A 17,368-nucleotide genomic window follows, 5' to 3' on the forward strand; every position below is an offset into this window, starting at 1 on the left:
CACTCGCGCGACGGTCCACCGGACGGGTGCCACCTGCGGCTTTTAACCCGAAACAGCCGTAGGGTCGGTCCGTTCGAGAACCGCTGCGACAGGACACCCAGACCGTGCACACCGCACCTTCCCGCGGATACGACGACGAGCCATTGCTCTTCGACCACTCCGCGCCGCCGGAGCAGCCGGCCGGCCCGCTCAACGCGATCACGCGATACCTGTGCGGCGCCTCCTATGTCGACCCCGGCTTCGGCGACCGGGTCGTGGGCGAGCTCACGGAGGACGCGCACCGGGCCGTCGTGCCACCGACCGGCTATGACCTCGGCCCCGTGCTCCGGCACGCGTACCGCGCCCGCCGGATCTGGCTCACCCAACACGCGTTGGTCACGCTGGTGCTGCTGGCCGGGCTCTTCCTCGCGCCCGTGGGCACGATCCTGCTGGTCGGTGCGGGACTGGCGCTGGCCCTGCCGGCCCTGATCGGCGGGCGGATCGGCCGCGCGAAGTCCCGCCGGGTCGCGGTGGTCGCCGTGGCCGTCCTCCTGGCGCTGGCCCTGTTCGGAGTCCCGATCGTCATGGCGATCAACTCCCTGGTCGACAGCTTCGACTCGAGCGGCGACAGCTACGACTACGGCGGTGGGTACGGCGGGTACGACGAGTCCACCGAGCCCTCCGGTGCGGGGTTGTGGTTCCTCGGCATGGGCCTGGTCGGGGTTGCCGCGTTCCTCGTGGTGCTCGTCTGCAAAGGCCAGGCGGTCAGGGTGCTCGCCACCGAGTTGGCACCGGGCGCGCCGGTCGGGCGGCATGGCACAGGCGTCGGCGGCCCGGCCGGGCAACGGGTCCAGGCCGTGGCGGCCGCGCAGCACGGCAACATCGTGCTGCACTCGGGATACAACCCGTTCCTCGGCGCCGGGCGGGTCACCGACGCCTGGTCGGTCGCGGTGGAGCTGAAGCCGGCCCGGCCGCTCGACGGCCTGCTGGCACCGCGCCGACCACCGGACGAGCCGGCTCCGCCACCGGTGGCCATCGACCCGGTCGCGCTCAACCGGCACGTCAAGGAGCGGGTCGCGGCGCTGAGCTCGCCCGACCTCCCCGAGGGCGCCGCGTTCACCAGCCTGCAGCTACGCGACCAGATCATCGCCGACGGCACCCGGTGGCGTGACTTCCCGCTGGTCGACCAGGCCCTGCGGGTGCCGTACTCGGTCGCCACCCGCGACGCCATGGACGAGATCGTCCGCCATCCACAGTCGAGTGCACGGCACTTCCTGCGCGTCAGCGTCGGCGCGGAGAGCCGGGCGATCAGGCGTCCGGACCGGACGGTGGTGATGCCGGCCGAACACCAGAGCGTCATGGTCACCACGTTCACCCACATCGCCGTCGAGGGCGGCATGTTGTACGTCGAGAACGTCGCCGCGATGCTCGGCCCGATCCGGCGCAAGTACCTCGACATCGACCACTTCCCGCGCAGCGCGGACGTGTGGTGGGAGGCGCTCAAGGAGAGCCTGCGCTCCGCCGGCGCCGACATCGCCCTGGCCGCGCCGCGCCTGCTGACCACGCTCGTGCGGCGCGTGCGCGCGTGGTGGCGCGGCGGCCGCGCGGACCGGTTGAGCATGGAGGACGAGGTCTACGACTTCGGGGCACGGGACGAGGTCCGCCAGATGGCCTCGTTGACCACGCCGATGACGTACCTCCAGCGGCTGGACTCCACCAAGTACGCCAAGCTCGTGCAGCGCCGGATCAACGACGCGGTGGTCGACTACCTGCGCCGCAACGGCGTCGACACGTCCGAGTACGAGGAGCGGGTCAGCTCGTACACCAACAACGGCGTGGTGATCGCCGGCGACAACTACGGTGCCGCGGCAGCGGGCGAGAAGGCGAAGGCGACGACCGGCGGCGGGGACGGGAAAGCGCGATGAATCAACCCACGTACGGCATCTCGATCGGTCGCGACAACCATGGCGCGGTGGCGGCCGGCGATCATGCCCAGGCGGTGCAGAACACCGCCGCGCCGGCAGTGGCGGGTGTCGAGTCGATCCTCGCGGAGCTCGCGAAGATTCGCGCCGTCATCGAGAACGACGACGGGGTGACCGACCGCCACAAGGCCGTCCGCGACGTCGACGCGCTCTTGGACGAGGTGCGCCAGGACGACCCGGACACCGACGCGATCCGGGCGGCGTTCCTGCGCCTGATCGGTCGGGTCACCCCGGTCGCCGCGGTCGCCGCCGCCGTCTACCAGGTCTGGGCGCTCGTCGAAAATATGGTCGGTGGCGCCTGACCGCACCGCCCTACACTCGGCGGTGTGGATGATCGACTGATCGAGGCGAAAAACCGCTACGAGGCGGCGGTCTTCGGCGGCGCCGACGACGGGCTGGACGTCGCCGACCGGGCACTCGACGGTGTCGAGGCCGACACGACGCTGGCGCGGGGCCGGATCCGGCACGCCCGCTACCTGTCCGCCCGGGCGGCGGGGGAGCAGCCGGCGGAGGACCCGACCGAGCTCGCGCTGTTCGAGCGGGCGCTGGCGCTCTACGAGTCCCTCGGCGACACCCGGGGCACGGCCGAGGCCCAGTTCCTGGTGGGCCTTTACCACCAGGTGGTACGCGGCGACATGGACACCACGGAGGCGATGTTCGTCCGCGCCCGCGACCTGGCCGTCGAGGCGGGTGACGACCTGACCCGCTCGTACGTGTTGCGACACCTGGCGTTCGCGGCCCAGCACACCGGACGCACCGACGAGGCCCGCGCGGCCCTGGCGGAGTCCACCAGCCTGCGGCGCGAGCTCGGCTTCACCGCGGGCGTGGCGGCCAACCTGGTCGCGGAGGCCTACTTCGCGGCCGAGACGGGCACCCGCAACCCGAGCGCACTGCTCGACGAGGCCGCCACGCTGGCCACCGACGCGGGCGCGCACGCGGTGGCCGGCTGGGTCAGCGAAGCACGCCTGTCCATCGGTTAGGCCAGTGCTTCGGTGACCCTGCTCAGGTGGGCGTCGACCTGGCCGCGGTCGTAGCCGCGGAACGAGACCGGCAGCCGCGCCTCGGCGATCGCCCGCAGAGCAGCCGCCCGGCGGAACGGGTCGTTCTCTCCGATCGCGGCCTCGGCCTTGGCGAACAGCGCGTCCGTCTCCGCGATCCGGTAGCCACGCAACACGATCGTCGGCCGGAACGACGAGTCGGGCGTCGGGGCGGGCAGGAGCGTCCGGCAGGAGGCCAGCCAGGCGTCGACCTGAGCCCGGTCGTAGCCCCGCAGCGCCATGGTCAGCGGCTCCGCGCCGGCGATCAGAGATTCGATGCGGTCGGGGTCGCCCGCCGCCGCGTGCACGGCCCGCACGAGAGTGTCCACGGTGTGCCGGTCATAGCCCCGCAGGCTGATGTCGAAGTCGGTCACGCGGGACATTGTCGTCGCCCTCCGCCTGTTGGCAAGGGTCCCTTGTTATGCGGAAAGCGTTAACAAGGGACCCTTGCTTAGCATCGGCCGTCAGGCGGACCAGTCGGAGCGGCGGCCGAGGTAGGCCAGGAGGACGGTGACGTCGTCGTCGGTCGGGTTCGTCGCGATCGCCGGTGCGTAGGCGAAGGCGCGCAGCGGCTCCACGATCTCCACGGCGACCTTCATCAGCGACCGGGCGAGCTCCGGGGTCAGCGGCGACGGCTGGCCCGTGGCCACGGCGATGTCCCACGCGTGGACGGCCGCGTCGAGGGCGGCGGCGCCCGAGCCGACCCAGGTCGGCAGCGGGCCGAGGGGGAGCGGGGTCGGTGCGGTCTCGGCGCTCTTGTCGACGGTCGCCCAGGCGGCGGCCGCGGCGTCGAGGTGCGGGTTCAGATAGGCCGTCGGGTCCTGGGTGAGGACGCCGGAGGGTGCGAACGGGTTCTCGGTCGGCGCGTCCCCGCCGGTGATCGCCCACGCGAAGCCGCGCTGGTCGCCGGCCGCGTGCTGGAGGACCTGGGTGGCGTTCCAGTCCGTGCACGGCGTGGGGCGGTCCCAGTCGCCGGCAGCGACGCCGGCCACCGTCGCGCGCAGCACGCGGTGGGCCTCGTCCAGCACGTCCCAGCCGCTGATGGTGATGTTCTCGCTCATGCCTGACTCCATCCGAAGGAGGAACGGATCGGACCGTTCCGCTAAGACCGAGCTTAGCGGAACGGATCCTTCCGTTCAAGTCTTAGAGCGCGGGCTTCGCGTGCTCCAGCCACAGGGTCGCGAGCAGGTCGTGCCCGCGGTCGCTCGGGTGGACGCCGTCGGGTGCCATCTCGGCTGGGGTGCCGGCGCCGGCCAGAGCGGTGTCCGCCGGCACGAGGGTCGCGCCGTATTCCGCCGCCAGCTTGCGTACGACCGCCAGCTTCGGGTCGAGGTCCTCGCGCCAGGTGACCTGCTCCTCGTTGATCGGCAGCAGGAACGGCTCGATCAGCACGACCGGGACGCCGGCCAGCGGGTCGAGCAGCGCGCGGTAGTTCTCCTCGAACTCCTCCGCCGTCGTCACCGCGCCGCTGTCGTAGCGACGCCAGGTGTCGTTGACGCCGACCAGGATGCTGACCAGGTCCGGCCGCTCCGCCAGCACGTCGGCGGCCCAGCGGTCGCGCAGGTCGCGGGCGCTGTTGCCGCTGATCCCGCGGTTGACCACGCGGACGGCGTCGCCCAGGGTCGTGGCGATCCGGCGGACGTAGCCGTCGCCGAGGCCGGTCGGGTCGTCGCGGCGTTCGCAGTCGGTGATGCTGTCGCCGGCGAAAACGATGGTGGTCATGAAATCCTCTCGATGTCGAACAGCATGGCCTGTTGGGGATTGAGCGTGGGCAGGGGCACGCCGGCCACGGTCAGCACCGCGCCGGAGAGCTCGATCGGACCGGCCGCCACCCACGCCGGGTCGGCGGCCTGGTGCCGGCTCGCCGCTCCCAGCTCTTCGCGGATGGTCACGCGGTAGCGGGCGGACGCGTCCAGACCCGGAAAGCGGACCCGCCCGGACTGGCCCGCCGCCGACGTCTGGAAACGGATCCAGGTGAACAGCGCCCGCGAGCCGTCCTGCGCGACGGTGCCGTAGAGCGCGGTCGCGTCGTCGGCGACGTCGGCGTTGACCACCCGGCCCGTGTGCAGCAGCGGCCGGAACTCGCGGTACAGCGCGGACCAGGCCGCGACCCTCGCGAGCGTGGCCGGGTCGGCGGCGGTGAGGTCCTGCTCGATGCCGGCGTGCGCGGTCAGCGAGGCGACGAGCCGGAACGACAGGTCGGTGGTCCGCGACGTGGTGTGCGCCCGGGCCGCGCCGAGGTGCGAACCGACGAGCTCCGGCGGTACGAGTACCCGGGTCCAGCGTTCGATCTGGGCACGTTCCACGGGGTCGTTGCAGTCCGAGGCCCACACCCGGTCGGTGCGGTCGAGGATGCCGAGGTCGACCCGGCCGCCGCCGCCGGAGCACGTCTCGATCTCCAGGCCCGGGTGCCGTTTCCGTAGCTCGTCCAGCAGTCGGTAGAGCGCGAGCGTCTGGCGCCGCACGCCGGGCCGTTCCTCGCTGACCGCCTCGAGCAGGTCCCGGTTGTGGTCCCATTTCAGGTAGTCGATCGAGTACGCCGACACGAGCTCGTCGAGCCGCGCCAGCAGGTAGTCGTAGGCCTCCGGGCGGGCGATGTCCAGCACATACTGGCGGCGGGCGGTCGGTCCGAGCCCCGCCCGCGGCCCGAGCACCCAGTCCGGATGCGCGCGCGCCAGGTCGGAGTCGAGGTTGACCATCTCCGGCTCGAACCACAGCCCGAACTGCATGCCGTGCGCGCGGACCACCTTCACGAATGGTTCGAGCCCGTCGGGCCAGACGTCGCCGTCCACGAACCAGTCGCCGAGGCCGGCGTCGGCCTCGCGGCGCCCGCGGAACCAGCCGTCGTCCAGCACGATCCGCTCGACGCCCACCTCGGCGGCCCGCTCGACCAGGTCGGTGAGCCGGTCGAGGTCGTGGTCGAAGTACACGGCCTCCCAGGTGTTGAGCACGAGCGGCCGCGGCGTGCGGGGATGCCGCTCGCGCGCCCGCAGCCGGCGGTGCAGGCGGTCGGCGACACCGTCGGTGCCGGCGTCCGACCAGACGAACAGCACCGTCGGGGCGTCGTAGCGCTCGCCCTCGGCCAGGATGACCTCGCCCGAGCGCAGCGACTCGCCGGCGCCGATGACGGCGGAGAAGGTGCCCGCGCCCTCCGGCAGCCGTTCGGCCAGGTAACGCTGTTCGCCGCTCCAGGCCAGGTGTGCCGCCCACACCTCGCCGTGCCCGAACCCGAACGCGGCCGTCCCGGCCAGCAACAGATAGGGCGAGTCGTGACCGGGCTTGCCGCGCCGGGTCGAGCGCAGGTGCGTGCCGAAACCGAACGGCGCACGCTGCGGCGCGCGTTCCCGGCACCACTTCCCGGTGAAGTCGAGCAGCTCGACGGCGCGCTCGGGCACGGGCAGCAGGGCGACCAGACCGTCCAATGTGTACGCGGCAGCGCCGGGCGCCGCCCGCTCGACGCTCATCGTGACCGCCAGCACCCCGAATCGGTCGAGCTCGTAGCCGACCGTCGACCGCAATCCCGAAACCTCGTCGACGAACCGGAAGAACATCCGGCCGCCGACGCCGTCGGGCGGCACGTCCGTCCAATGTGACTCAAGCTCCGGGCGCGGCGTGGTGCCGAAACCGGCCGCGTGGCCCGACTGTGCGGGCGTGCCCGACCAGCCGTCGCGCTCGCTCGGCCACACCGACAGCACCCGTGGCACGTCGGGGGAGTTGTTGAGCACCGCCGGCCCGGCGGTGAGCCGAAGGTCGTCCGCCGGGGCGTCGAGGTCGGCACCCCAGTGCAGCACCCGGGGCACGGGATGGCACACCTCCACGACGAAGGCGGTGCCTCCGGCTCGCAGGGCGAGGACGGCTTCGGCGCCGGACAGCATGTGCAACAGCCTCCGTGGACGTTACGACCAGGTTACTTGACGGCGTTAATTAACCATGCTTAGTCTGTCGCCGCAAGCGCCGGGGCGCAGGCCACAACGTGCGGGAGCAGGCAGACCAATGGCGGTCCTGGAAACAACCGCCCGCGATCAGCGGGCATCGGGAGAGGCGACGCGGCGGCGGAAGAACGCCCGCCGCACGACGAACCCGTACTCGCCCGCGCACCGCGGCGACGCGAAACTCGCCTGGGTGCTCATCGCCCCGGCACTGGTCGGATTCGCCGTTTTCGCGGCCTACCCGACCCTGCGAGGGATCTATCTCAGCTTCACCGACTTCGCGGTGCTTTCCCCGCCCGAGTGGATCGGCCTCGACAACTACCGGCAGCTCCTGGGCGACGAGGTCTTCTGGTCCTCGCTCGGCGTCACCGTCTACTTCGTACTGTTGTCGGTGAGCCTCGGTCTCGTCGTCTCGGTCGTCACCGCGGCCGTGCTGCACCGGATCACGTCCTCGACGGTCATCCGCGGCCTGATCATCCTGCCGTTCCTCATCTCCGGCGTCGTGGCCGGAACGGTGTGGTGGTGGATGCTCGACAGCCAGCTCGGCATCGTCAACATCGTCATCAAGGCGTTCGGCGGTGACGGCATCCAGTTCCTGACCTCGCGAGACTGGGCCATCCCGTCGGTCGCGCTGATCAACGTGTGGAAGCAGATGGGCTACACCGCGATCATCATCTTCGCGGGGCTGCAGACCATCCCGGCGACCATCTACGAGGCGGGCCGGGTCGACGGGGCCAGCGAGCTGCGGATGTTCCGCACGCTGACGCTCCCGCTGCTGCGCCCGATCCTCGCCCTGGTGGTCGTCCTGAACGTCATCAACGCGTTCCAGGTGTTCGACATCGTCTCGGTGACCACCAAGGGCGGCCCGGCCAACGCCTCCAACGTGCTCCAGATGTACATCTACAGCAAGGCGTTCGGGCAATTCGACTTCGGGTACGCGGCGACGATGTCGCTGGCCCTCTTCGTGATCCTCATTGCCATCACCTTCCTGCAGATGCGGCTGCTGCGGGCGAGCGAATCGGACACCAACTGATGACGGCCACCGCCACCCGCCGGCGCCGGTTCAGCGTCGGGAAGGGCTTCGCCTGGGCGTACCTCATCGGTGTGCTCGTCGTGACGATCTTCCCGTTCTACTGGATCCTGCGCACCGCGCTGTCCGACAACTACGCGCTGAGCGCCGACCCGGCCTCGCCGCTGCCCGTCGGCTTCACCTGGGGTCCGTTCAAGCGCGTGCTCGGCCTGGCGACCACCCAGGAGTCGATCGCGGAGGGCGGCTCGGGCGCGTCGATCGAGATCGGCCACTTCCTGGTGAACTCGATCGTCTACGCCACCGTCTCGACGGTGCTGGTCGTGTTCTTCTCGACGCTCGCGGCGTACGCGTTCTCGCGGTTGCACTGGCGCGGCCGCAACCTCATGTTCAGCCTCTTCCTGACCGCCCTCATGGTGCCCGGCATCCTCACGCTGCTGCCGAACTTCGTACTCGTGAAGGAACTCGGTCTGCTCAACACCTTCGCCGGCATGATCCTGCCCTTCGGGCTGTTCTCGGCCTTCAACATCTTCTTCCTGCGCCAGTTCATGCTCGGCCTCTCGACGGAGATCGAGGAGGCGGCCCTGATCGACGGCGCCGGCCGGTTGCGGGTGCTGTTCGGCATCACGCTGCCGATGACCAGCGGCCCGATCTTCACGCTGTCGATCCTGGGCTTCATCGGGATGTGGAACGACTACTTCTGGCCGCTGCTGGTCACCAGCGACGAGTCCGTGCAGCCGCTGACGCTCGCGCTCGCCGTGTTCAAGCAGTCCTCGCCGCAGGCCCAGCCCGACTGGGCCGGGCTGATGGCGGCGACGCTGGTCGCGGCCGTGCCGATGCTCGCGCTGTTCATGGCGTTCGGCCGCCGCATCGTCAACTCCATCGGCTTCTCGGGGATCAAATGAGCCTCCGACTCTCCTGGGACTCGCCGGCGCGCGACTGGGTCGAGGCCACCCCGCTGGGCAACGGCCGGATCGGGGCCATGGCGTACGGCGGCGGCCCGTCCGCTCTCATCCAGGTCAACGACGCCACGGTGTGGTCGGGTCACCCGTCCGGGCCGGCTCAGGCGCTTGATGCCCTGGTCGCCGGCGGGGCCGGCCCTGCCCGGCTCGCCGAGATCCGGTCGGCCATCGACGCGGGGGACCTGCGCCGCGCCGAGTCGCTGCTGATGAGCTTCGAAGGGCCGTACTCCCAGGAGTTCCTGCCGTTCGTCGACCTGACCCTGCGCACTCGTGGGGTGGATGCTCGCCCGGCCCGGGTTCTCGACCTGGACGAGTCGCACCTGACCGAGTTTTTCGAGATCGACGGGTCGGCGGTGACCCGGCGTACCTTCGTCTCCGCGCCGGCCGGTTGCTTGTTCGTCGCGTACACAGCCGACGCGCCTGTGCTCGACGTTCACATGAGCCTGTCGACCGTGTTGCGGGAGGCGGGCCGGGGTGGCGGCTCGGCGGACCTCGCTCTCGACGTGCTCGCGCCCGTCGACGGCGCACCGCTGCACGAGCCGGCGGTGCCGGGCCACCGGTACGAGACGGACGGCTTCGACCATTTCGCCACCGCGGCGCTGGCGGTGGAGAGCGACGGAACCCAGGGTCGGGACGGCGACTTCCTGTGGGTCCGTGGGGCGAGCCGGCTGCTGATCGCCCTGTCGACGTCGAGCCGGGCCGCACTGTGGTGGGGCGACCCGGCCGGCTCCGACTGGCGGACCTCCTCGCGTGAGGAGATTCGGGAGCGCGCACGCTCGACCGCGCGGGAGGCCTTGCGGCGGACCGCGTCCGAGCGGCTCGCCGAGCACGTGGCGGATCTGCGGGACCACGTGTCGGGAGCGCGCTTCGCGATCGGCGGCCGGCGCGCCGGCACCTGGGACGTCGCGCGCGACGTCCTGCGGGGGACCGACGAGGGCCTGCGGGCGACGGTTCTCGCCGAGTACGGGCGCTACCTGCTCGGTGCTTCGTCCCGCGCCGGGAACCCCGCGGCGAACCTCCAGGGGATCTGGAACGCCTCGCTGCGGCCGCCGTGGTCCTCCAACTACACGATCAACATCAACACGCAGATGAACTACTGGCCGGCGCCGGTGGTGGGGCTGGAAGACTCCGCCGCACCGCTGGCGGCCATGGTCCGGCGGCTCGCGTCGACCGGCAGCGACGTGGCGGCGCGGCTCTATGGCGCGCGCGGCTGGGTGGCGCACCACAACAGCGACCTGTGGGGCTGGAGCCTGCCGGTCGGCATGGGACACGGCGCGCCGAGCTGGGCGATCTGGATGATGGGCGGCGTCTGGCTGACCCACAACATGTGGGACCAATACGAGTTCTCGGGCGACCGCGCTCTGCTGGCCGACACCGTGTGGCCGCTGATGCGCGGTGCGGCGGAGTTCTGCCTCGACTGGCTCGTCGACGACCCCGCGACCGGTGGGCTGCGGACCATCCCGTCGACCTCGCCGGAGAACCTGTACGTGGGCGCGGACGGGCGCCCGGAAGCGCTGAGCGCACTGACCACGACGGACCTGGCGCTGATCCGTTCCTTGTTCGAACGCTCCCGCAAAGCGATCGCGACGCTGGCCATGGCTGATCCGCTCGATGCCGAGATCGCCTCCGCGCTTGATCGGCTGCCAGTCGTGGCCCATCCGCTCGATGCGGTAGCCGCATCCACGGTTGACCAGCTGCCGGCGGTGGTTGATCCGCTCGATGCGGAGCTGGCCGCTGCCGTCGATGGCTTGCCAGGCGTGGTTGATCCGCTCGATGCGGAGCTTGCCGCAGCGCTCGATCGGCTGCCGGGCCTGTCCGTCGGCCAGGACGGCCGGCTGCGCGAGTGGTCGGCGGACGTGGCGGACGTGGACCCGCACCATCGGCACCTGTCGCCGCTGGTCGCCCTCTATCCGCTGGACCTCGTCGACCCCGTCGAGACCCCCGACCTCGCCAAGGCGGCCCGGGCCTTCCTCGAAGGCCGCGGACCCGGGGCGATGGGCTGGTCGTGGGCCTGGAAGATCGCGCTGCGGGCCCGCCTGGGCGACGCTGCCGAGGCGCGGGAGCTGTTGTTGGAGGCGCTCACCCCCTACGACCGCGACCACAGCGAGCACGCCCCCGTCGACGGATCCGAATGGGGCGGGCTCCTGCCGAACCTGTTCAGCACCCACCCACCGGTGCAGCTGGACGGCAACTACGGGTTCACGGCGGCGATCGCCGAGATGCTCGTGCAGAGCCACCGGGGGCGCGTGCGGTTGCTGCCCGCGCTTCCGGCGCAGTGGCCGGACGGCTGGGTGACCGGCCTGCGGGTCCGCGGCGGGCTCGAGGTGGACCTTCGCTGGGCCGGATGCGCGGTCTCCAGCGCGGTGTTCCGCGGACTACCGCAACACATCGTCGTCCAGCACGGCGGCGACCAGTTCGAGCTCGACGTGCCCTCCCACGGCGAGGTCGCCCTCCACATCTGACAACCCCAACACCTGCCGGGCATCGGACGCGCACCCTCGTCCGATGTGGATGAAGCACGCCCCGGCGCACCCCTTGGACCCACCACGCCCCCGAGAAACCACAGTGAGGAATCGATGAAAGCGAAGCGAATCGCGACCGCGCTCGCGCTTGCCCTGGCCGCCACCACCGCGCTCGCCGCGTGTGGCAGCGACAAGGACAGCGCCGACTCCGCCGGCGGCAAGACCGTCAACTGGTGGACCTGGGACGAGCGCCAGGCGGCCTCGTACAAGAAATGCCTTCCGGGCTTCGAGGCGGCCAACCCGGGCATCACCGTGAAGATCTCGCAGTACGCCGTCGACGACTACTTCACCAAGCTGACCGCCGGTTTCGTCTCCGGGGCGGCGCCCGACGCCTTCCAGAACAGCGTGCCGCTGCTGGGGGCGTACGCCGGTCAGAAGCAGATCATGGCGCTCGACGACCAGATCAAGAAGACCAACTACGACCTGTCGGTCTTCGACATCGGCGTCGAGTCGTGGAAGTACACCGACGGCAAGCAGTACGGCATCCCGCTCGACTGGGCCGGCGCCGCGATCTACTTCAACGAGGACAAGGCCACCAAGGCCGGTGTCACCGCGGACGACATCGCCAACATGACCTGGAACCCGGACGACGGCGGCACGTTCGACACCATCGTCACCAAGCTGACCGTCGACAAGAACGGCAAGCGGGGCGACCAGCCCGGCTTCGACAAGACCAAGATCGCGACGTACGGCATCGCCTCTCTGGCCTCCGGTGACTTCAACGGGCAGACCTCGTGGAACCCGTTCGTCTCCACGACCGGCTGGCGGCTCGGCGACAAGCCGGCCTGGCCGACCAAGTTCCCTTACGACGACCCGAACTTCGTGAAGACGCTCGAGTACATCAAGGGCCTCGGCGACCGCGGTCTCATGCCCAAGTTCGGGCAGCTCACCGTGGCCGGCAGCCAGCAGATCGGTTCCGGCCAGGTCGCGATGGCGCAGGGCGGCACGTGGGACGCCACCTCGATGACCAAGATCCCCGGCGTCAAGGTCGGTGTCGCGCCGACGGTCAAGGGTCCCCAAGGCCGCTCGATGATCAGCAACTCGAACGCCAACAACATCTACGCGGGTACGAAGAACCTCGACTCGACGTGGAAGTGGGTCACCTACATGGGCTCGGAGGCGTGCCAGTCGACCGCCGGCGCGGACGCCACGTTCCTCCCGTCGATCGCCAAGTCGCTCCAGGCCGCGGTCGACGCGCAGAAGAAGGACGGGCTCGACCTGACCGGCTTCGTGAACGCGCTGAACAACGGCGAGCTGTACCCGGCCCCGCCGACCGCCAACGGCCAGCAGCTCGTGGACACGATCCAGCCGCTGTTCGAGGCGTACTTCAGCGGTGAGAAGGACAAGGCCGTGTTCCCCGAGATGGCCGCGAAGACACAGGAGATCCTCGCGAAGCAGTAGCACCCGGTGCCGGGGGCGGGCGCTGTTCCGCCCCCGGCGCGCCGGCTGCCGTATCGTCCATGTGCGACCTAGCGCCGGCTCTTTGAGCAAAGGATTCCAGCAATGCATCAACCAGGCGCCGCCGTCGCGCTCCTCAAGGGAGCGTCCGCGGCAGCCGCCGACGTCTTCCGGGCCATCCTGACCCGGGGCCCGATCAGCCGGATCGACATCGCGCGGCTCCTGGGCCTCTCGCAGGCGGCGGTCACCAAGGCGGTCGGCCCGCTGTTGGACGTCGGACTCGTCTCCGACGAGCTCGAGCTTCCGCGCGACGGCCAGCCGGGCCGTCCGGCCAACCCGCTGATGGTCGTCGCCGACGCGCTGCTCTCGATCGGCATCAAGGTCAATGCGGACGAGATCGTGGGCGTGGCGACGGACCTGCGCACGACGGTGCTCGCCGCCAACCGGCGCGCGCTGAAGACCACCACACCGCAGGCGACCGTCGACGCCATCGCGGCGACGGTGGCGGACCTGGCCGACGCACTCGGCGACCGCGCCGACCGCCTCTGCGCGGTAGGGGTCAGCGTCTCGGGCGACGTCGACGCACACAGCGGCGTCGTCCGCGAGTCGGCCATCATGGGCTGGACGGACGTGCCGTTGGGCGCCCTACTGGCTGGCCGACTGGACCGCGAGGTGCTGGTCGAGAACGACGTCCGCGCGCTGACGATCGGCGAACACTGGTTCGGCGTCGGTGTCGGCACGGACCTGTTCGCGATCGTCACGATCGGCCGAGGCATCGGCAGCGGCCTGCACGTCAACGGCGAGGTAGTCGAGGGCGCCTACGGCGTAGCCGGCGAGATCGGTCATCTCCCACTCACGTCGCCGGACCGGATCTGCCCCTGCGGCCGCCGAGGCTGTGTCGAGGCGGTAGCCGGCACACCCGCGATCGTCGCCGAGGTGTCCCGCGCCCACGGCCGAGACCTGTCGATCGGCGAGATCGTCGAACTGGCACACGAAGGCGACCCGGCCGCGGTCCAGACGTTCGAACACGCGGCGACGGTGATCGGCACCGCGATCGCGACGTTGGTCAACCTCACCGGCCCCGAACTGGTCATCATCGGCGGCGAGGCGGTCAGCAACTTCGACCTCTTCGAGCCGCACCTGCGGGCGTCCTTCGCCGAACACGCCTTCGGAGCGGCCGGCCGCTGCCAGATCGTCACCAGGCCGCACACGTTCGAGGACTGGGCGCGCGGCGCGTCGGCCGCCGCCATCCGGCACCTCGCCGAAAACCGATAGGTCACGGACGGGCCGACCGCTGATACTGGCCCTCGTGGCGAAGGAAGACGTTCTGGCCAAGGTCGAGGCCGACCTGCGCCGCGGCCACTCGCATCCCGCGATGCAACGCCTGTCCAGCCTCACGGCCGCGTACCCGGACGACCTGGATGTGCGCGCCGCCCGGGCGGCGCTCTGCCGGCAGGTCGGCAACCTGACCGAGGCCGGCCGGTGGGGCTTCCTCACCGAGGACACGGGCGAACAAGAGATCGCCGCGTTCGAGCGGGCCTATCCGGTCGCCTGGACGCGGCTGCGCGCACTGAGGCTCATCGCCGACCCGATGGACCGGCTCGGGCCGGTGGCCAAGGCCCGCCTGAGCCGGCTGACCGCCCAGGCCGCCGACGAGCCACCGGGCCCCGTGCTGTGGACGGCGTCCGGCCCCGCACCCCACGATCCCGCCGCACCACGGCGCGACGCCGTCTGGGCGTTGGCGATCGCGGCGGCCCTCATCGCGGTGTGTGGTCTGGCCGGCCTAGGGCTGGTCACCCTGGTTCGCTGGGTCTTCTAGGCTCTTGCGGAGGCCGACGAGCAGCGCCTCTCCTGCCGCGTCGTTGGACCACAGCGACGTGCTCAGATCGGACAGGCTCAACAGCCGTCCCACCGCCACGCTGAGGGCGTCGGCAGGGCCGGACAACCACCAGTCGCACTGGCCGGCGTCCGACCACAGCAGGATCATGACTCCGTCGCGCTCGAACCTGAACTGCGTGTGTCCGGGCCAGCCGTGCGTGGCGGGTTGTTCGTCGAAGTCGGCTCGCAATCGCGCCAGCGAGTCGTCGTCGAGCTCGGCCGCCTGAGCTTGAAGCAGCGGTCCGCGGTGGACGCACCGACGATCCCACCGCCGGGCCGCGAGATAGCTCGCGACGTCCGGCGTGTAGACGATCGTGCCTCCGCTGTCGCCGACCACGACGGGGAGCGCCGGGTCGTCCAGCGGCACTCCCCAACTGCACACGCCCTGGTTCTCGACGGCGATCACCAGCACGGGTGTGGGCCATTCGGGGAAGCGCCGGTCCGGGTCCTCGTGGAGGTCGATGACCACGTGACGCGGAAAGACCACCTGGTCGTCGTACGTTGTGGCCAGCTCGTCGGCCACCGCCGCGGTGATCAGCGACCTGACCGCCGCGGGGACGTCCTCCACGGCGTTCAGAGGGCCGGCGGGCGGCAGCGGATCAGTTCGACGTCGCCCTCCACGTGGACGCGGCCGGTGTTGTGTGCTGTCAGGACGGTCATCCCGGGGCGCAGCGGCAGGGACTCGTTGGTCGACCAGGTCAGGCGGCCTTCACCCGAGAGGACCGCGGCGATCGAGAAGCTGGGATCCCACGTGGACGGTCCACTGTGGCGGTTCGCACGGAAGAACTCGTCCGCGTACCTCGGGAAGATGTGCGGGTCGTCGAGGCGCCCGCGGAGTTCCTTGAGGGTTTCGGCCGGGACGGCCTGGCGGCGGACGCAGGGGAGCGCCGCGTCGAAGCCGATGCCCAGATGGCCGTCGCGGGGGCCGTCGACCGCGAAGCCGTCGTACTCCAGGAGCAGTGAGAGGTCCGCGGCCTGCTGGAGTTCGAGGAGCAGGATGCCGGGTCCGATCGCGTGCGGGTAGCCGGCCGGCACGAAGATCGTGTCGCCGGCTGTCACCTCGACGGTGTGCAGGGCCTCGAGCATCGCCGGGCGGTCCTGGCGGGCCACCCAGTCGGCCAGGGTCGCCGGTGGGACGTCCGCTCGGAAGCCGAGGTGCACCTTGGCGCCCGGTTCGGCGGACAGGATGATCCAGGACTCGGTCTTGCCGTTGCGGCAACCCAGGTGCGACTGCGCGAACGCGTCGTCAGGGTGTGCGTGCACCGGCAGCCGTTCGCCGGCGTCGAGCAACTTGACCAGCAGGGCCGGGTCGGCGCCGAAGCGGTCGACGTGTGCCGCGCCGAGCCAGTGCACCGGGTCGTCGGCGATCGCGGCCCGCAGCGACCGGCCGTCCGGCAGCACGGTCAACCCCAGCGAGTCGAAGCCGGCGACGGTGGTCGCGGAACCTACCCAGTCCTCCGGCACGTGGTCGCCCGTGGGAGCGGAGCCACGGAACGCGGCGATCCGGTCGCCGCCGAGGTAGAACCGGTCCGCCGGCTGGTTGGCGGGTAGCGCGATGACGGTCATGTGGATCTCCTCCGGGTTACGGGGGCTGGCGGTGATCATTGGTGCGGATGCTCCGGCGCGTCAAGCCCTGCCAGCACGGCGCGGACCTGTGCGGCGGGGGAGTCGGCGGCGTCGACCGCGAGGTGCGGGGCATTGGGCGGGTCGAGGTCGACCCGGTCGAGGAACGCCCCGAGGTCGGCGAGTTTGCGCCGGTCGCGGTCGGCGCCGCGCCCTTCCATCCGGGCGCGGAGCAGGCTCGGCGTGACCCGCAGCCAGACCAGAAGTGGGCGTCCGTCGACCGCGCTCCATTCGGTCCGGCGACGGTCGCGATCGTGGGTGGGCGTGGCGGCACCAGCGCGGCCGGCGCCGCCGGCGCGGTCGGCACCGAAATGGGCGGCGGCGCAGGCGGGGTCGGCGCGGGCGCGGGACGCGGCGGACTGGTCGGCGGGCGCGGGCCGGTCGGCACCGGCGCGGTCAGCGTCGGCGGGCCGGTCGGCGGCGGCAGACCGGTCAGCACCGGAGAAGGCGGCGACACCGCGGCCGCCGGCACTGGAGCGGTCGGAGGCCGCGGGCCGGTCGGCACCGAAATGGGCGGCGGCGGCGCCGTCGGCACCGGAGTGGGCGGCCCCGGCGTGGTCGGCACCGGAGCGGTTGGAGGCGGCGGTGAGTCGGTCGGCGATGCGATGCCACGCCGCCGGGTCGCGTCGTTCGGTGGTGAACGGGGCGACGAGCACGACGGGGTTGCCGGCCGCGAGGTTGTCGACGGCGGCGGCGTAGAGAGCTTCATACCGAGCGAATCGCGTCGCCCCGGCGAGGCGAGGGTCATCGAGGTCGTCGGTGCCCAGCAGGTCCGCGATCACCGAGGTCAGAGGCTGGGTCAGCACGTCCTGGTCGAGCAGCGTCGCACCGAGTCGGCGGGCCAGCGCCGCCCCGAGCACGGTCTTGCCGCTCGCCGGTGGACCGGCGACGAGCAAAGTGGACAAACCCACCGCGCAGCACGCTCCTCTCGCCGCGACGCAGCGTGACGAACAGGTCACGCTCGATATCGCACAGCCGTTTCAGGAAACGATCCAGTCACGAAACCTGCCTGAAAACTCTTCGTCATCTTG

General features: G+C 71.1%; 16 protein-coding genes. 9 read left to right on the forward strand and 7 right to left on the reverse strand.

The window, feature by feature from the left end; all coding sequences use genetic code 11:
* Nucleotides 1-104 precede the first annotated feature (104 nt).
* Genes BLV39_RS35505 through BLV39_RS35515 form a run of 3 tightly spaced genes read left to right on the forward strand, consistent with a single transcriptional unit; the run spans nt 105 to nt 2,941 of the window.
* A complete protein-coding gene (locus tag BLV39_RS35505) occupies nt 105-1,904 on the forward strand; it encodes a hypothetical protein (protein ID WP_143050027.1) in 1,800 nt (599 codons plus the stop codon).
* On the forward strand, nt 1,901-2,263 hold the full coding sequence (locus tag BLV39_RS43335; RefSeq protein ID WP_090802053.1) for a DUF5955 family protein: 363 nt from the start codon (nt 1,901-1,903) through the stop codon (nt 2,261-2,263). Before BLV39_RS35505 ends, BLV39_RS43335 begins: the two co-directional genes overlap by 4 nt.
* Nucleotides 2,264-2,287: 24 nt before the next feature.
* Entirely contained in the window at nt 2,288-2,941 is a 654-nt protein-coding gene (locus BLV39_RS35515) for a hypothetical protein (protein ID WP_090802056.1), read from the forward strand.
* Here BLV39_RS35515 and BLV39_RS35520 read toward each other — a convergent pair.
* The 4 genes from BLV39_RS35520 to BLV39_RS35535 form a co-directional block, all read right to left on the reverse strand.
* Nucleotides 2,938-3,372, reverse strand: a complete 435-nt coding sequence (locus tag BLV39_RS35520) for a DivIVA domain-containing protein (RefSeq protein WP_176985241.1) — start codon at nt 3,370-3,372, stop codon at nt 2,938-2,940. The two genes, BLV39_RS35515 and BLV39_RS35520, sit on opposite strands and share 4 nt — an antisense overlap.
* Nucleotides 3,373-3,462: 90 nt before the next feature.
* Nucleotides 3,463-4,059 carry a TIGR03086 family metal-binding protein gene (locus tag BLV39_RS35525; RefSeq protein ID WP_090802062.1) on the reverse strand — a complete coding sequence of 199 codons (597 nt, stop codon included), beginning with the start codon at nt 4,057-4,059 and terminating at the stop codon, nt 3,463-3,465.
* Nucleotides 4,060-4,141: 82 nt separating this feature from the next.
* Entirely contained in the window at nt 4,142-4,720 is a 579-nt protein-coding gene (locus BLV39_RS35530) for an SGNH/GDSL hydrolase family protein (RefSeq protein ID WP_090802064.1), read from the reverse strand.
* Entirely contained in the window at nt 4,717-6,873 is a 2,157-nt protein-coding gene (locus BLV39_RS35535; protein ID WP_090802067.1) for an alpha-galactosidase, read from the reverse strand. Before BLV39_RS35535 ends, BLV39_RS35530 begins: the two co-directional genes overlap by 4 nt.
* A 118-nt stretch (nt 6,874-6,991) precedes the next feature.
* Here BLV39_RS35535 and BLV39_RS35540 point away from each other — a divergent pair, with 118 nt between their 5' ends.
* The 6 genes from BLV39_RS35540 to BLV39_RS35565 all read left to right on the forward strand — a co-directional run bounded on the left by BLV39_RS35540 (nt 6,992) and on the right by BLV39_RS35565 (nt 14,655).
* The gene (locus BLV39_RS35540; RefSeq protein ID WP_090802070.1) at nt 6,992-7,960 is read left to right on the forward strand and encodes a carbohydrate ABC transporter permease; all 969 of its coding nucleotides are present in this window, start codon (nt 6,992-6,994) and stop codon (nt 7,958-7,960) included.
* On the forward strand, nt 7,960-8,859 hold the full coding sequence (locus BLV39_RS35545; protein WP_090802073.1) for a carbohydrate ABC transporter permease: 900 nt from the start codon (nt 7,960-7,962) through the stop codon (nt 8,857-8,859). The genes BLV39_RS35540 and BLV39_RS35545 overlap by 1 nt, the downstream gene beginning before the upstream one ends.
* Nucleotides 8,856-11,378 (forward strand): glycosyl hydrolase family 95 catalytic domain-containing protein, encoded by a 2,523-nt coding sequence (locus BLV39_RS35550; RefSeq protein ID WP_204082686.1) that lies wholly within the window; start codon nt 8,856-8,858, stop codon nt 11,376-11,378. Before BLV39_RS35545 ends, BLV39_RS35550 begins: the two co-directional genes overlap by 4 nt.
* Before the next feature lie 114 nt (nt 11,379-11,492).
* Nucleotides 11,493-12,839, forward strand: a complete 1,347-nt coding sequence (locus BLV39_RS35555; protein ID WP_090802076.1) for an ABC transporter substrate-binding protein — start codon at nt 11,493-11,495, stop codon at nt 12,837-12,839.
* Between the two features lie 102 nt (nt 12,840-12,941).
* Entirely contained in the window at nt 12,942-14,111 is a 1,170-nt protein-coding gene (locus tag BLV39_RS35560) for an ROK family transcriptional regulator (RefSeq protein WP_090802079.1), read from the forward strand.
* A gap of 34 nt (nt 14,112-14,145) precedes the next feature.
* Entirely contained in the window at nt 14,146-14,655 is a 510-nt protein-coding gene (locus BLV39_RS35565; protein WP_090802082.1) for a DUF6584 family protein, read from the forward strand.
* On the opposite strand, the gene BLV39_RS35570 is transcribed toward BLV39_RS35565, so the two are convergent.
* The 3 genes from BLV39_RS35570 to BLV39_RS35580 are packed head-to-tail and all read right to left on the reverse strand — an operon-like array spanning nt 14,620 to nt 17,248.
* Nucleotides 14,620-15,282 carry a hypothetical protein gene (locus tag BLV39_RS35570; protein WP_090802084.1) on the reverse strand — a complete coding sequence of 221 codons (663 nt, stop codon included), beginning with the start codon at nt 15,280-15,282 and terminating at the stop codon, nt 14,620-14,622. The two genes, BLV39_RS35565 and BLV39_RS35570, sit on opposite strands and share 36 nt — an antisense overlap.
* A 5-nt stretch (nt 15,283-15,287) precedes the next feature.
* Entirely contained in the window at nt 15,288-16,280 is a 993-nt protein-coding gene (locus tag BLV39_RS35575; protein ID WP_090802872.1) for a class I mannose-6-phosphate isomerase, read from the reverse strand.
* Nucleotides 16,281-16,315: 35 nt separating this feature from the next.
* Entirely contained in the window at nt 16,316-17,248 is a 933-nt protein-coding gene (locus BLV39_RS35580) for a P-loop nucleotide/nucleoside kinase family protein (protein ID WP_143050028.1), read from the reverse strand.
* Nucleotides 17,249-17,368: the final 120 nt, after the last annotated feature.

It is taken from the genome of Asanoa ishikariensis (assembly GCF_900107455.1).
Classification (GTDB): domain Bacteria; phylum Actinomycetota; class Actinomycetes; order Mycobacteriales; family Micromonosporaceae; genus Asanoa; species Asanoa ishikariensis.

Coding starts and splice junctions, on each gene's coding strand:
- BLV39_RS35550 (WP_204082686.1), top strand. CDS start 8,856: ATGAGCCTCCGACTCTCCTGGGACTCGCCGGCGCGCGACTGGGTCGAG.
- BLV39_RS35545 (WP_090802073.1), top strand. CDS start 7,960: ATGACGGCCACCGCCACCCGCCGGCGCCGGTTCAGCGTCGGGAAGGGC.
- BLV39_RS43335 (WP_090802053.1), top strand. CDS start 1,901: ATGAATCAACCCACGTACGGCATCTCGATCGGTCGCGACAACCATGGC.
- BLV39_RS35535 (WP_090802067.1), bottom strand. CDS start 6,873: ATGCTGTCCGGCGCCGAAGCCGTCCTCGCCCTGCGAGCCGGAGGCACC.
- BLV39_RS35525 (WP_090802062.1), bottom strand. CDS start 4,059: ATGAGCGAGAACATCACCATCAGCGGCTGGGACGTGCTGGACGAGGCC.
- BLV39_RS35560 (WP_090802079.1), top strand. CDS start 12,942: ATGCATCAACCAGGCGCCGCCGTCGCGCTCCTCAAGGGAGCGTCCGCG.
- BLV39_RS35575 (WP_090802872.1), bottom strand. CDS start 16,280: ATGACCGTCATCGCGCTACCCGCCAACCAGCCGGCGGACCGGTTCTAC.
- BLV39_RS35555 (WP_090802076.1), top strand. CDS start 11,493: ATGAAAGCGAAGCGAATCGCGACCGCGCTCGCGCTTGCCCTGGCCGCC.
- BLV39_RS35530 (WP_090802064.1), bottom strand. CDS start 4,720: ATGACCACCATCGTTTTCGCCGGCGACAGCATCACCGACTGCGAACGC.
- BLV39_RS35540 (WP_090802070.1), top strand. CDS start 6,992: ATGGCGGTCCTGGAAACAACCGCCCGCGATCAGCGGGCATCGGGAGAG.